At 35.0% G+C, this 14,138-nt stretch carries 15 protein-coding genes; 5 read left to right on the top strand and 10 right to left on the bottom strand.

Annotation, left to right across the window (positions count from 1 at the left end; genetic code table 11):
• Positions 1 to 12: 12 nt before the first annotated feature.
• Positions 13 to 813, bottom strand: a complete 801-nt coding sequence (ccsA, locus tag KO509_RS03620) for a cytochrome c biogenesis protein CcsA (protein ID WP_215971927.1) — start codon at positions 811 to 813, stop codon at positions 13 to 15.
• Positions 814 to 914: 101 nt separating this feature from the next.
• Complete coding sequence (locus KO509_RS03625) at positions 915 to 2,093, bottom strand: SO_0444 family Cu/Zn efflux transporter (protein WP_215971928.1); 1,179 nt, start codon at positions 2,091 to 2,093, stop codon at positions 915 to 917.
• A 197-nt stretch (positions 2,094 to 2,290) separates the two neighbouring features.
• Between KO509_RS03625 and ffh the strand changes: the two genes are divergently transcribed.
• Entirely contained in the window at positions 2,291 to 3,676 is a 1,386-nt protein-coding gene (gene ffh / locus KO509_RS03630; protein ID WP_215971929.1) for a signal recognition particle protein, read from the top strand.
• 450 nt (positions 3,677 to 4,126) lie between these two features.
• A complete protein-coding gene (locus tag KO509_RS03635; protein ID WP_252727364.1) occupies positions 4,127 to 4,891 on the top strand; it encodes a mechanosensitive ion channel family protein in 765 nt (254 codons plus the stop codon).
• Between the two features lie 67 nt (positions 4,892 to 4,958).
• Here KO509_RS03635 and KO509_RS03640 read toward each other — a convergent pair whose 3' ends face one another.
• From KO509_RS03640 to rimK, 4 genes are read right to left on the bottom strand one after another with little or no spacing between them, the layout of a single operon-like run.
• A complete protein-coding gene (locus tag KO509_RS03640; RefSeq protein ID WP_215971931.1) occupies positions 4,959 to 5,840 on the bottom strand; it encodes a mechanosensitive ion channel domain-containing protein in 882 nt (293 codons plus the stop codon).
• A 49-nt stretch (positions 5,841 to 5,889) separates the two neighbouring features.
• Positions 5,890 to 6,318: an ATP-dependent zinc protease gene (locus KO509_RS03645; RefSeq protein WP_215971932.1), complete on the bottom strand. Its 429-nt coding sequence runs from the start codon at positions 6,316 to 6,318 to the stop codon at positions 5,890 to 5,892.
• An 8-nt stretch (positions 6,319 to 6,326) separates the two neighbouring features.
• Entirely contained in the window at positions 6,327 to 7,352 is a 1,026-nt protein-coding gene (locus tag KO509_RS03650; protein WP_215971933.1) for a succinylglutamate desuccinylase/aspartoacylase family protein, read from the bottom strand.
• A gap of 11 nt (positions 7,353 to 7,363) precedes the next feature.
• Positions 7,364 to 8,269, bottom strand: coding sequence for a 30S ribosomal protein S6--L-glutamate ligase (rimK, locus tag KO509_RS03655; RefSeq protein WP_215971934.1), 906 nt, complete (start codon positions 8,267 to 8,269; stop codon positions 7,364 to 7,366).
• Positions 8,270 to 8,416: 147 nt separating this feature from the next.
• Here rimK and KO509_RS03660 point away from each other — a divergent pair, with 147 nt between their 5' ends.
• Positions 8,417 to 9,265: a LysR family transcriptional regulator gene (locus KO509_RS03660; protein ID WP_215971935.1), complete on the top strand. Its 849-nt coding sequence runs from the start codon at positions 8,417 to 8,419 to the stop codon at positions 9,263 to 9,265.
• Positions 9,266 to 9,342: 77 nt separating this feature from the next.
• Here the strand turns inward: KO509_RS03660 and KO509_RS03665 are convergent, their stop codons facing one another.
• From KO509_RS03665 to KO509_RS03675, 3 genes are all read right to left on the bottom strand, one after another.
• Positions 9,343 to 9,591 carry a hypothetical protein gene (locus KO509_RS03665; protein ID WP_215971936.1) on the bottom strand — a complete coding sequence of 83 codons (249 nt, stop codon included), beginning with the start codon at positions 9,589 to 9,591 and terminating at the stop codon, positions 9,343 to 9,345.
• A 25-nt stretch (positions 9,592 to 9,616) separates the two neighbouring features.
• Positions 9,617 to 9,895: a hypothetical protein gene (locus tag KO509_RS03670; RefSeq protein ID WP_215971937.1), complete on the bottom strand. Its 279-nt coding sequence runs from the start codon at positions 9,893 to 9,895 to the stop codon at positions 9,617 to 9,619.
• Positions 9,896 to 10,472: 577 nt separating this feature from the next.
• A complete protein-coding gene (locus KO509_RS03675) occupies positions 10,473 to 11,270 on the bottom strand; it encodes an AraC family transcriptional regulator (protein WP_215971938.1) in 798 nt (265 codons plus the stop codon).
• Between the two features lie 16 nt (positions 11,271 to 11,286).
• Here KO509_RS03675 and KO509_RS03680 point away from each other — a divergent pair, with 16 nt between their 5' ends.
• Entirely contained in the window at positions 11,287 to 11,745 is a 459-nt protein-coding gene (locus KO509_RS03680; RefSeq protein WP_215971939.1) for a DUF3224 domain-containing protein, read from the top strand.
• A gap of 193 nt (positions 11,746 to 11,938) precedes the next feature.
• Here KO509_RS03680 and KO509_RS03685 read toward each other — a convergent pair whose 3' ends face one another.
• Entirely contained in the window at positions 11,939 to 12,907 is a 969-nt protein-coding gene (locus tag KO509_RS03685; protein ID WP_215971940.1) for an integron integrase, read from the bottom strand.
• 352 nt (positions 12,908 to 13,259) lie between these two features.
• Here KO509_RS03685 and KO509_RS03690 point away from each other — a divergent pair, with 352 nt between their 5' ends.
• A complete protein-coding gene (locus KO509_RS03690; protein ID WP_215971941.1) occupies positions 13,260 to 14,048 on the top strand; it encodes a hypothetical protein in 789 nt (262 codons plus the stop codon).
• Positions 14,049 to 14,138 lie beyond the last annotated feature (90 nt).

Raw genomic sequence — 14,138 nt, forward strand, 5'->3', positions numbered from 1 at the left:
TTTAGTAAAAAATTAAGATAGCAGAAACTCTTTAACGAATCGACTACCGAAGTATGACAAAGTTAATAACGTACTAGCCGTAACCATAAGTACTAATATACGATGACCTCGCCAGCCTTGTATATGGTGGCCAACTAAAATCACTGAGTACAATAGTAATGCTAGAAGAGATAGAACTGTTTTATGTATATTTGCTTTCGCGAAAAAGCCCTCTAAAAAAATGAAACCAATAAGCTCACTGGTGAATAAACAGATTGCGCCAACAACTAAAATAGTAAATAGTTGTTTTTCGACTTGCATTAATGGAGGAAGATGCGCCACTGCCGTTAGGTTTTTTCTTTTTAATTTAAAGTTAATATAAGTTACTTGGAAGGCATATAAAGTGGCAATAATTAAAATACAATAAGCAATTAAAGCGATACTTATATGGCTAATTAAAATAACTTTATTCGCCACTAATGGGATTGATTCAGTGGTAGGAATAAAAGTTCTCACAAGCTGCCAAATACCTGCAAAACCGTAGATAACAGGAAGTAATAGATTTACCTTTACTCGTAATGCGACAATTGAAATGGTGATAGTAATAATTAGGCTTACTAAAGAAATAACATTAGGGAGACTGAAGTTAATACCATTTTGGGTAAAAAATAATTGACTATCGTTAAACAAGTGAATAGTGATAGCTGTTGTTGCTAAGATTAACACTTGTCCAATGTTAGGTCCGTTAGGGTGAAATAAGCGAGATATAATTGCCATAGTGGCTAGCAAGTAGGCGATAAACGCCAAGCCTGAACCAATAACCTGAAAATCCACTAATTTAAACTCCTAAAGACACTAAATATAACTTCATTAATTCTATCAGATAAAACGTTAACTACCATGACAATTATTACTTTGCTTGATTTAGATTAAAATTAAAATATTAACTTTCGTAGTGGTTTAATTGCTAATAAGGCGATTAATGCCGCACAAGTTAAACCAAACCATTGTGGGAGCATTTCATGTGAATGCGCCATTTGATCAGTAATACTAATCGCAAAAAAACTCAAACTATAATCGAGTATCAGGGCAAAACCAATAGCCGATAAAGCTACACCTAATAAATATCGTATTAAAACAGCGCTACCCATTTCACTTTTAATAACACCTAAAGTGGATATATTAGTAGCGGGTCCTGCCATCATAAATACTAATGCGGTACCGGGCGATAATCCTGCCATGATAAATCCTGCAGCAATAGGGGTGGAAGCTGTTGCACAAATATACATAGGAATTGATATCGCAATCATCAATAACATTGCGGGTAAACCGCTGCCATAACTAAGTAAAAATTCGTTGGGTAAAAAAGTACGAATAATAGTGGCAAAAACAAGTCCTACAACTAACCAAATAATAATGTCGTCAATTAATTGTGTTGATGCATAATAAACACCAGTTTTGGTTTTCTCAACAAAGCGCTTCGATATAAGAGGCTTTGCTGGTTCAGTAATCGTATCTATTGCTACAGTGGAAGAAGAGGGAGGTGTTGAACAGCAAGAGCTTGGTGTTGGTGTGAGACTTGCCTCCATTTTTTTACTACTACAGCAACTGCTTGTGATTGGTTTGGTTACAGGCTCTGGTTGCGCAAGGCTGGTACAGCAGCTTGTGTTCTTTTTATTTTCAGTGGTTGGTTTTTTTATTTTTTCATCTTTAATTGTTGCGACCAGTAAGCCGGTAATAATAGCAGACATGATTGCGGCCAACGGGCGATAAATGGCAAAAACAGGCCCGAGTAGCGCATAAGATACTGATACCGAGTCAATACCCGTTTCAGGTGTTGCTACTAAAAAAGACGCTGTTGCTGGCGCTGAAGCACCACTGCGCCTTAATTCAGCCGCTACAGGAATAACGCCACAAGAGCATAAAGGTAATGGCGCACCGATTAAGGCGGCTTTGACTACGGCTGATTTTCCTCTACCGAGATGTTTACTTAATATTTCACTTGGTACCCAAGCCTTCATTAAACCTGCTATTAATAAGCCCAGTAATAACCAAGGGCTTGCTTCGGCACTGAGGTCAATAAAATTATTAATAAAATACGATAGGTGTTCCATAATTATAGCCATGAAAATTAAGATGAAATCGACAAGTTAGATTATATCACGCTTTTATCAATGGAGAAGTTTTCAATGGCTAGGTAGGCTTATATTAGAGGCAAATGATGCTGATCTCGACAATGATTTAATCACGGGTATAATAGCAGTATTAATTTTCACATTTTTCGCTATAAAGAGCGCTACTAGAGTTATTCATGTTTGAAAATCTTTCTGATCGATTGGGTAAAACCCTTAAAAATATTAGTGGCCGTGGTCGCTTAACCGAAGATAATATAAAAGATACATTACGCGAAGTTCGCATGGCTTTACTTGAAGCCGATGTCGCGTTACCTGTTATCAGAGAATTTGTTGCTAAAGTTAAAGAACAAGCTGTAGGTGTTGATGTTTCTAAAAGCCTTACGCCTGGGCAAGTATTCGTTAAAATTGTTCAAAAAGAACTTGAACTTGCCATGGGTGGCATTAATGAAAACCTAAATTTAAAAGCGGCGCCACCTGCTATTGTTTTAATGGCTGGTTTACAAGGTGCGGGTAAAACAACCTCTGTTGCTAAATTAGCAAAATTTTTAACAGAACGTGAAAAGAAAAAAGTACTGGTAGTAAGTGCCGATGTATATCGCCCAGCAGCTATTAAACAGCTTGAAACATTAGCGACAGAAATAAATGTTGGCTTCTTTCCAAGTGATATTACACAAAAACCTATTAGTATCGCTAATGCGGCGATAGATCACGCTAAGAAAAACTTTTTTGATGTTGTTATTGTCGATACGGCAGGTCGTTTACATGTAGATGAAAGCATGATGGACGAAATCAAAGCACTTCATGCGGCGATTAATCCAATTGAAACATTATTTACTGTTGATGCAATGACCGGGCAAGATGCAGCGAATACGGCTAAAGCGTTTAATGATGCCTTACCATTAACAGGTGTTATTTTAACCAAAACGGATGGTGATGCTCGCGGAGGTGCAGCGTTATCTATTCGTCATATTACTGGCAAACCTATTAAATTTATGGGTGTTGGTGAGAAAATTGAAGCGTTAGAGCCATTTCATCCAGATAGAATAGCTTCTCGCATATTAGGAATGGGCGATGTTCTATCACTAATAGAAGAAGTTGAACAAAAGGTTGATAAAAAGAAAGCAGAACAATTAGCGAAAAAAGTTAAAAGTGGTAAAGGCTTTAGTTTAGAAGATTTCCGTGACCAACTTGTGCAAATGAAAAGCATGGGTGGCATGATGGGAATGATGGATAAATTACCTGGTATGGGTAATATGTCTGATAAGATCAAAGATCAAATGGATGATAAGCTAACCATTCGTATGGAAGCTATTATTAATTCAATGACACCAGGCGAGCGTGAACGTCCTGATATTATTAAAGGTTCTCGTAAGCGTCGTATTGCAGCAGGTTCAGGTACACAAATTCAAGATGTAAATAAGTTGCTTAAACAGTTTACGCAAATGCAAAAAATGATGAAAAAAGTATCAGGTAAAGGCGGCATGAAGAAAATGATGCGGTCAATGCAAGGTATGATGCCACCAGGCGGTATGGGCGGTGGCGGCGGTATGTTTGGCCGTTAATTACACAGTTTTATTTACCGTAAACCTTCCTCGTATACTCGTTAAAGAGCAGCATAAAATTATAAATGATTTTATGCTGTTTTATAAAAAAAATTGATTATAACCAATAAATTATTGTGTTTGATTCTTATCTATAACTGATTACAATGCGCCTCATCGTAAACTTTATTTCTGCAAAAAATGAAACAAAAAAAAAGAAGTGTTGATGGAATTGTTATTTTATTTTTACTACTATGCTTGTTTATTTCATCCCTCGCAATGATGTAGAATAAAGCAGCTGAGTATCCAGCGACTATTAGATAATATATCTAATATTCCATGACCCGTTAAGGCATCTTATATATCACTATGAATGAGTTTTTTTCTACATTTAATTTATCTACATTGCATGCGTTAATTTTTGACAATAAATTTGTTTTCACAGTGGTTTTATTTTTGATGTTTTTTCTTTTGAAAAAATTATTAATTAAAACGATTAAGCATAAATCTAAAAGTGATAAAAGCGATAAGAAAATAAAAATTAATATGGTAAATAATATATTTACTTTATTAATTATAGTGGCCCTTTTTAATACTTGGTCACATGAAATTCAAAAGTTCGCTTTTTCTATTGCGGCTTTCGTTGTCGCCATTGTGCTAGCAACAAGAGAATTCATTCAATGTTTTATCGGTTTTCTTTATCTTATTTCTAGTCGGCCTTTTCGAATTGGTGATTGGATACAAATAGGTAATTATTTTGGTGAAGTCCATTCTACTGATTGGGCGAAGTTAACATTATTGGAAGTTAACAAAGATGATTACCAATATACGGGTAAAACCTTGTATTTACCTAATAGTTTAATGGTAACGTCAGTAATAAAGAATCTGAACTTTTTAAAGCGTTATGCTATGCATCATTTTACGATTGTAAGAGATGATAGTGTTAATCCTTTTGAGTTTATTGAGCAGTTAAATGAGAAAGCTAATTTATATTGTGATGATTTTAAAGATGTCGCTATTCGTTATAACCAGCTAATAGAAAACCGTCTTGAAATTAATATTGCGGGACCTGAGCCTCATATTCAAATTGCAACATCAGAAATTGGTGATACTGAAGTCCTTTTCACTATCTTCTGTCCCACTGAGCAAGCCTTAGAGATAGAGCAGAAACTAACACAAGATTTTATGTACTTGTGGTTTGAACAAAAAAGTCTAGCCTTAGTCTCTAAAGATTAAACTTAATCCGTATCATTATGTTGGTTCCATGCAGAACTAACACAATGATACGCAGATAGTAAGTTAACTATAGTTTTAGCTTACTTTCTTCAGGTGGGAGTATGGTTATTGAACCGTCTAAGTGGACATCTCTTTGTGGGTAAGCCACGACAATATTATGTTCTTCAAATAATTCTGCTAAACGAAACCTAACATTACTTCTTGCTCTTCTTAAGCCGCCTTCAACATTAGAATTAATCCAAAAGTTAATATCAAAAATTAGCGCATTATCACCAAAGTCTTCAAAGGTTACTGAAGGGTTGGGAGTTGATAATATTTCTTCTTGTTCAACTGTGGCTTGTAATATTAAGTCAGCTACTTGTTTAACTGGTGAGCCATATGCCACGCCCACTCTGACCGTTGTTCGTACTAATCGATCGACAAGGGTCCAGTTGATAACCGTATTTTCTATTAATTTACTGTTCGGGATTAGCATATGAACCCCATCGACACGTTTAATGCGAGTTGAACGAGTGTTAATTTCTTCAACAATCCCTTTTGCATCTTCAATTTCTAAAAAATCACCAATACGAATTGGGCGTTCCCACATGAGGATCCAACCACTAATAAAATTATTAATAATATTTTGTGCGCCAAAACCAAAACCTATCGCAATAGCTCCGGATAAGAAAGCAAATGCAGTGATAGGCACATTAATAAGATCCAAAATAGTAATAATTATTATCGTTATTGCAATAATATAAAATATTCGTCTCAATAAATGAATGATATTAGGATCAGTGTGTTGTGTTGTTAATTGTTTGGTTATTCTTTTTACAAACCATTTTGTTAAATAAACGCCTATTATCAGTAATAATGGGATTAATAAAATATCTCCCATAGTAATTGGCTGATTTTCAATTGAAATAATGGATGTATTGAGAAAAGCTACAATTTTTTCAAATGTCATTATTTGTTACTCTTTGTTGTATAACCTACATAGCGCATTAATGATGTTGTTATGAGTGAATAAAAACTTTAGACGGATCAACCAAAAAGCGTTTACCAATGGCTTCTCTGCCAAAAAGCATTAAATAACTCATATCTGAACGATCAGTTAAGGTGATTTCTATTGGCCATGTTTCTGTGCCAAGCGTTACTGTTGTTTCTATTACATATCGTTGTTCAGCCGTACCATTCGACGATTTTATCTTTCTAATATCGCTTATTGGTGCGGTACAGTTCACAATACTATTAACATTATGTGCATCAGGGTGAATGTCAAAGGTGACGCATTTTTTGCCGTTTTTAACTATCTTCGTTATATTATCTACATGTAGTGATGATGTTTTAGCACCAGTGTCGACCCTAACTTGTAAATCATTAATTGCAAGTTCGGGTAATGCAATTGACTCTAAGCGGCCAATAATTGTTTTGTTGTTACTCATCTTAACCCTCAATTCGTTCCATTGTTTTCTGGTAATAATAATTCTTGAACATTTTCAATTTGTTCAGCTATATCTTCATCATCTTCACTGAAGTAAGCAATATGGAACATGGCTTCACCTTCTTGTACAAGAGGAATGTTTTGTTTTCCAATTAGGATCCCTGAACGTGTTGCTTTAACAGCATCAATAACTTCACCGTAAGGGCTACCAATTTCAGCTAATATTTGACCTTTAGTGATTTGGTCACCTAAATTCACTATGTTGTGCACAATACCACTGGCATTGGCTCTAACCCATTGACTACCGTTAGCAATAAAAGGGGCTAATCTTTTCTTTTTAGAAAGAGACTTTCTTGTCATTCCTAAGTGTTGTAGAACATTTAAAATGCCTTTCATACCTGCTCTTATTGAAAACTCATCAAAACGCAGCGCTTCACCGGCTTCGTATAATAAAATTTTAGTTTTATTTTTAACGGCGGATTCACGTAGTGAGCCATCCACTAAATTAGAGTTAAGTATTACTGGTACGCCAAACACTTCTGCTAATTCTTTGGTTTCAATATCAGACATATCTGCTCTGATTTGTGGTAAATTTGAACGATGAATAGCGCCTGTATGCAAATCAATACCATAATCACAATGTTTAACAATTTCATTCAGAAAAATATAGGCAACTCTGCCGGCTAAGGAGCCTTTCGCTGAGCCAGGAAAGCAGCGATTAAGATCGCGGCGATCTGGCATATAGCGACTTTGATTCACCACGCCATAAACATTTACCATTGGTACAGCGATAACCGTACCTTTGATTATTTTAAATTTTTTCTGCTTAATTAAGCGTCGAATAATTTCAATGCCGTTAAGTTCATCTCCATGCACTGCTGCACTTACAAAAATAGTAGGGCCTGGTTTTTTCGAACGTATAATATGTACCGGCAAAGATACGTTGGCATCGGTGTATAACTTAGCAACGGGTAATTCAATTTTTCTTTGTTCGCCTGGTAATATATCAAATTCACCTATTCGTAGTTTTTCCATAGTCGCCTCTATTAACCTTTGCCACGTGTTTGTGTTCTATTTGGCTTCGCATTTTTTTCTAAAAATTCAAAGACCATACCTGCAACATTTTTACCTGTTGCAGTTTCAATGCCTTCTAGGCCTGGAGATGAGTTAACTTCCATTACCATTGGGCCACTTTGTGAGCGAAGTAAATCAACGCCACATAAATTTAATCCCATTGCTTTAGCGGCATTAACGGCTGTTTCACGTTCTGCTCTTGATAATTTAACCACTTCAGCGCTACCACCACGATGTAAGTTAGAGCGAAATTCACCTTCAGCACCTTGTCGTTTCATTGCTGCTACAACTTTACCGCCAATAACTAAGCAACGAATGTCAGCACCACCAGCTTCTTTGACAAATTCTTGCACTAAAATATTGGCTTTTAAGCCCATAAAAGCTTCGATAATAGCTTCAGCTGCTTTAGCGGTATCAGCAAGAACAACGCCAATGCCTTGCGTACCTTCTAATAATTTAATAACAACAGGTGCACCACCTACATTTTTAATTAAATCTTTAATGTTATCAGGTTTACTTGCAAAGCCTGTACGTGGTAAGCCAATACCTTTGCGAGATAACAACTGTAATGAGCGTAATTTATCGCGTGAACGGCTAATAGCAACTGATTCATTAATATTAAATGTGCCCATCATTTCAAATTGTCGTGCAACAGCGGTACCATAGAAGGTTACTGAAGCGCCAATGCGTGGAATAATTGCATCGTACATAGGCAATTCTTTACCATGGTAACGCACTGTTGAGCGGCTACTAGTAATATCCATATAACAGTGTAGAGTATCAATAATATCAACTTCATGACCCATAGCTTCACCAGCTTCTTTTAAGCGTCGAGTAGAATATAATTTTGGGTTTCTGGATAAAATGGCAATTTTCATAATTTAAACCTTTGTTTATCACTCTTTCTTATTAAAAAGTGATGTAATAATTGTAGTGCAGTGTATAGTCAGACTGTTAAATAATAAAATGCTATATTTTGATGTGTTCAATCAAAAAAAGTGATTACAGGCGGTTTTGGAAATATAATGAAAATTGAATTATTAAGAACGTTCCTTGAAGTGAGTCGAACGCTACATTTTAGAATTGCGTCTGAAAACTTATTTATTACGCAATCAGCAGTAAGTGCGCGTATAAAATTATTGGAAGACGACTTAGGGGTTTTGTTGTTTGATCGCAGTCAAAAACATTTAAAAATAACGTCAGAAGGTCATCGATTAATTAAACATGCTAATGAACTTTTGTTTATGTGGCAGAAAGCTAAACAAGATGTTGGTATGTCTGAATATGATTCTCATCAGCTTGTTGTTGGTTCTATGATGTCAATATGGGATATAGTGTTACAAGATTGGCTAAAAAAAATTCATCGTAATATGGATGATGTTAGCTTGTTGACAAATACTTATTCACCCATTGAATTGCGCAAAAGTGTGCTTAGTCGCGTTATTGATATTGCTTTTCTGTTTGAACCTCCTTTTGTTGAAGATCTTATTACTGAAAAGGTAGCAAGTGTTCCTTTACATTTAGTGACAACTGAGCCACATGATTTGGATAACCTGACCTCATTAGAAAATTTTATTATGGTGGATTATGGTGATGCGCTTAATGCACAATATAGACGAGATTTTCAAGATATGACCCCAGCAAAACATTATATGAGTCAGCCGAGAATAGCGTTGAATTTTTTACTTGATGCGGGGGGAAGTGCATATTTACCAAGGCAAATGGCATTTGAATATATTGAAAAAAATCAGTTGTTTGTTGTTGAAAAGGCGCCAGTGTATTCACGAGAAGTTTTTGCGGCTTATTTAGCTAAAAGCCAGAAAAAAGATATTATTGAGCAAACGATTCAATTATTTCCTTATCTAAAAATTTAAAAAAGACTCAAATTAAATAGATCACTTTTGTAAATGAGCTAAGTAATTTGAGTCAATAAATCTTCTCATTGCATAATCTATTCTTCAGTAGGAAGAGAGCTTATACGTTTATAAAAGCTAGTTTCTAACTCTTCATTAATACAATGTAATAAATATGTATTTAAGTTTTCTGACGCTACTTCTTCTAGCTCAGCATATTCCTTACATTCACTAAACAAGTTTTGTATGTAACTTTTTGGTGCGTCTTCTAATTCATTGTCGTTATCTTGGCTGCAAGCTATGTTGGTGAACAAAGTTAACAATGTAAAAGCTACTATTTTTTTCATGTTGTTCTCTCTTAGGTGGTATTTGTTAGCTATCCCAATAATCGCTAAACGAGTTGTTTTCTTTTTCGAATGTTCTTTTTTCACGTATAGAATCTAATTTTTGTCTAGTTTGATATTGTTGTCTTGCTGATCTTTTAAGATTTTTCTTAATCATCTCTTTATTTTTTGAACCATAGGCAATTTCGAAACCTGCGATGCCAGTATCAAAAATTAAATCCGCATCTGCATCTATATCTTCTTCAAGATCAAGATCTATATCCATATCTAAATCAGTGCTAGCATCTTCATATGTATTAATGTTCATTGATTTACCCTATAAAAATCAAAGTTGAATTTTCATAAAATAATGTACCTATATTTATTAATTGAAAAGCGAAATATTTTTGTGTTTTCAATCAAAATATTTGATTGAATAAGGGAGATAAATAAATTTTAAAATGATAAGTGCAGATGAATTAAGGACAATTTAGAAGATAGGAGCATTTATAAAAGGGGAAGGGCGCTATTAACTTAATGATTTATATTTAATGTTATATGGGTGGGCTGTTATATAAATTTAATCAGCTAATTACATTGAAGATGTCAGTTATTATAGTCTAAAGTTACCATTTGAGAACATTTAGTATAAGCACTTAATTACATCTGGTTTATCATGAATAAAATTAAGTTCATTTTGTGCTTGGGTGATATTATTTTTTGTTTGACTAGCTAGAGCATAACCGACAAAACGGTCATTAGCATCAATAGCTTTTGAGTTGTATTTGTATTCAGAAGACTTTTAGCTATCTTCACGATGATAGGCAGCAATGCCAGCAAAGCGGTCGTTCACGGAATTGTATTTGTATAACTACTAGAGTGCATAAAGCACAAATTTCAGCTTATCAGTACGATTGGTTAATGTAATTTATTGGTGTCACACCAATAATTTCTTTAAAGTCTCGAATTAGATGAGATTGGTCTGTATAACCTAACCATTCCACTATATCTAAAAAATTCACATCTTCTTTTTCAATAAGTTCTAATGCTTGGTGAAGACGATATTTACGAATTAACCATTTAGGACTTAGCCCTAAATAGTATTTAAAACAACGTTGAATTGTGCGAATTGAAAGGTTTGATTTTTTAGACAAATGCTCAACTCTGGTGATATCTGAGTCATTTTTTATTCGATTAACCAGCTCCCTGACTCTTATCAGTTCTGATGAAGATGTTATTACAAAGGGAGTCATATAAGTTTGCAATAAATCAACTATTTGTTCATCGTCCTGTAGCCCATCCAGCTCTGAAATAAACGTGTCCGCATCAAAGTCTACTAATTGCTGAAAATCTAATTCTTTGTCTACATACTTAGATAGGGGCGATTCTAAAAAATCTGTCAACGCTCCCAACGCAAACTTTATTCCAATAATTTTCCCAACACCTTCCATTTTATAAGAATAGGTTTTACTAATAGGGCCAATTAATTTTAGTTTTCGATTATCTAATATTAAATGAAAGTTTGGATCGGGTAAGTTTTTCTGCGTATGGTTTTTTTCATCTCTAAGATCCCAATTCACAAGCCAAAATTGTTCGATTAATTCTATCAAAGGTTCATCAGGAAAGTACCTGCGTAAGTGATATCGCTCTGCACTAAGCTTGTGATGTTGCACTCCTGTTGGATTTTTAACGTTACTCTTCAAAACAGTTCTCAATTCAATGTCGTGTTTTTACAATACCATGATTAACGCCCATGGTATTCTTACGCTAAGTTTTCTATTGAATATACAAGAGGTCATTATGCAACTGAAGGGAATATTTCAAATCATTGATTGGAAAGAGTCTATTGAAAAATCGTTTGATGAAGGGGGAAAGCTGACTACTGCGATTGTTTGCCAAGATTACAGTGGTGATATTATAGGTAAAAGTGAAATTAAGTTTCAAATGAATTATGAGCCTAACGGAAACGCTACTTTTATCGGGTTTGAGTTCCTTGTGGGAAATATAGCAGGAAAACCTTGTAAATTGACGATAAAGCATGATGGAAAGTTTGAGGAAGGATCAGCCAAAAGCCAGTTTGTCATCCTTAATAGCAGTACCCATCAAGAGCTGGTAGGTTTGAAAGGATATTTCAAATCAGCAGAGGGCGGGCAAGCGAACTTCGTTATAGGTTCATAGTTGACGTTAAAAATAGAATATAAACGGCAGCAATGAGCTTGCAGGAGCCATAGCTGTCGTAACACACCAAATTCGATTGAGCAACGCAATGACTGGCTCCTGAGCGACCAAAGCTGTCATTCACGTTTGAAATATTAACGATCACTTAGTGCGTATTGTTGACGTTAACCTTAATTTTTTTATCCTATATTTTCTAATGCTTATTTCTATCAATAGGGCTTAAAATTCCAGAAGAATGTTGACCTATAACATGAGTATAAATTTGAGTCGTTTTAACATCTTCGTGTCCTAGTAGCTCCTGTACTGTTCTTATGTCGGCACCATTTAATAGTAATTGCGTGGCAAAGCTGTGCCTAAAAGTATGAGCGGTAACGCGTTTATGAATATTTGTTTTTATTAATGCTTTTCTAAGGACTTTGCTTAGTGCTGTCCAATGTAGATGATGACGACAAAAATAGCCGTCTGTTGGGTGTTGACACTTAACAGTAGAAGGAAATATGTATTGCCATTTTAACTCGGTAATAGCATATGGGTATTTTCGGGCTAATCCAGCAGGTAGACTCGTTTTTCCTTGACCTTCAGCTAAATCTTTCTGGTGAATGTGTTCAACTTTTGCAATTTGGTCTTTTAATGGGTCTATCAGAGTGCTGGGTAACAGTGTTATCCTATCTTTAGCTCCTTTACCACGAAATACATAAATTGAGTTACCTGAAAAATCTATATCCTTTATTCGTAATCTCAGAAGCTCTGCTTTTCTTAGCCCACATCCATAAAGTATGCTAAACATGAGGTGATAGGGCGGCTTTAATTCGTTAATAATAGCCATGGCCTCATCGTTTGATAATACAGTAGGCACTCTTGTTGGTGTCTTAGCTCTAATTGTACCCGCCAATAATGTTAATTCTCTTTGAAATACATGTCTGTACATAAAAACAATGGAGCATAAGGCTAAGTTTTGTGTTGATGAGGTTACATTCCGATCAACGGCAAGATGAGTTAAAAAGTTACTAACTTCCTCTTCTCCCATATCCTTAGGGTGACGCTTTTGATTAAATAGAATAAAGCGCTTTATCCATACTAAATAGGTTTTTTCAGTTTGTATGCTGTAGTGCATCGTACGAATAATATGACGTATGCTTTCTAAAAAAGGAGATGGAGACATAATTAAACCCTGTTATCTGTATGTATATACAGTTATAGTTTTTAATTAAATAAATATCAAACATACTTATAAAAATATATTACTGAGCCGGCTCAGTAATATATTACAAATGGCAAACATCACTCAATATAACTGCCTATCTAACTGAATTTACGTTGATTTGTAGTTTTTATAAAGTATAGACGTTACTGAGCCGGCTTAGTAATATCTGTACTTCGGTTTATATTATATTTTTATTGTTTCTAATCCGTTGAAGTTATGAGATATTATTACGAATTAAATAATAATTATGAAACGGACATTACTGAGCCGTATACATAATAAGCTGTTAGATGAAGTCAAGGATAGAGTAGTGGCATCTGAAATTAAAAAACTAGAAAGACGAAATAAAGCTCGTAAAAAAATAAATGAGTTATCTTCAAAAGAAGAGCATGTACTAGTCATTCACTACTCCTGTGAAAGTTTTTATGATCGGCCAGAGGGACAAACACCAAGAGTTACATCTATTGCTGTTAGAAACTATGAAAGCGGACAAACAACATCTTTCTCTATACATAAAATTGCAGAGTTAAAGCATGTTGAGTTCGCTGAAATCGAACAGAATTACGATATGCTTGAAAAAGAAATGCTTCAAGAGTTTTATGAGTTCATGAAGTATCATTCTTCACATTACTGGATCCATTGGAATATGCGTGACATAAATTATGGTTTTCCAGCTCTTGAGCATAGATTTAAGATTCTAGGTGGTGAACCACATATTTTAGATGACTCAAAAAAAGTAGATCTTTCAAGAGTCTTAATTGCACTTTATACCAATGGTTATGCTCCTCACCCTCGTATTGTTAAATTAATGGAAATGAACTTTATTACCGCTAAGGATCTACTTGACGGGCCAGGTGAAGCGGCGGCTTTTGAAAATAAAGACTTTGTAAAACTTCATCAATCTACATTACGTAAAGTCGATGTTTTCTGTAATTTCCTAGGTCGCACGCTTGATGGTAGCCTAATAACCAAATCTACTTGGTGGGAATTAAATGGCGGCTCTATAAAAGCCCTTGGTGAGTGGTTTTCAAATCATTGGGTGTTTACATTTATTGCTGGTGTTATCGGTATTGCAGCCAGTATTTATTCATTCATCTAACAAGTTGCTTAAACGGACAAAAAACAGTTGGCTTTTGCTCATTCCTCGCTATTTTAGCCAACAATTTTATTGCCGCTTAGCAAAGCGTTA

Source organism: Colwellia sp. C2M11 (assembly GCF_018860915.1).
Lineage (GTDB): Bacteria > Pseudomonadota > Gammaproteobacteria > Enterobacterales > Alteromonadaceae > Colwellia.

What these genes read in the sequence shown, in the direction of transcription:
- rimK (WP_215971934.1), bottom strand. Translation starts at nt 8,269, where the DNA reads ATGAAAATTGCCATTTTATCCAGAAACCCAAAATTATATTCTACTCGA.
- KO509_RS03665 (WP_215971936.1), bottom strand. Translation starts at nt 9,591, where the DNA reads ATGAAAAAAATAGTAGCTTTTACATTGTTAACTTTGTTCACCAACATA.
- KO509_RS03625 (WP_215971928.1), bottom strand. Translation starts at nt 2,093, where the DNA reads ATGGAACACCTATCGTATTTTATTAATAATTTTATTGACCTCAGTGCC.
- KO509_RS03670 (WP_215971937.1), bottom strand. Translation starts at nt 9,895, where the DNA reads ATGAACATTAATACATATGAAGATGCTAGCACTGATTTAGATATGGAT.
- KO509_RS03640 (WP_215971931.1), bottom strand. Translation starts at nt 5,840, where the DNA reads ATGACATTTGAAAAAATTGTAGCTTTTCTCAATACATCCATTATTTCA.
- KO509_RS03645 (WP_215971932.1), bottom strand. Translation starts at nt 6,318, where the DNA reads ATGAGTAACAACAAAACAATTATTGGCCGCTTAGAGTCAATTGCATTA.
- KO509_RS03680 (WP_215971939.1), top strand. Translation starts at nt 11,287, where the DNA reads ATGTCGTGTTTTTACAATACCATGATTAACGCCCATGGTATTCTTACG.
- KO509_RS03660 (WP_215971935.1), top strand. Translation starts at nt 8,417, where the DNA reads ATGAAAATTGAATTATTAAGAACGTTCCTTGAAGTGAGTCGAACGCTA.
- ffh (WP_215971929.1), top strand. Translation starts at nt 2,291, where the DNA reads ATGTTTGAAAATCTTTCTGATCGATTGGGTAAAACCCTTAAAAATATT.
- KO509_RS03650 (WP_215971933.1), bottom strand. Translation starts at nt 7,352, where the DNA reads ATGGAAAAACTACGAATAGGTGAATTTGATATATTACCAGGCGAACAA.
- KO509_RS03685 (WP_215971940.1), bottom strand. Translation starts at nt 12,907, where the DNA reads ATGTCTCCATCTCCTTTTTTAGAAAGCATACGTCATATTATTCGTACG.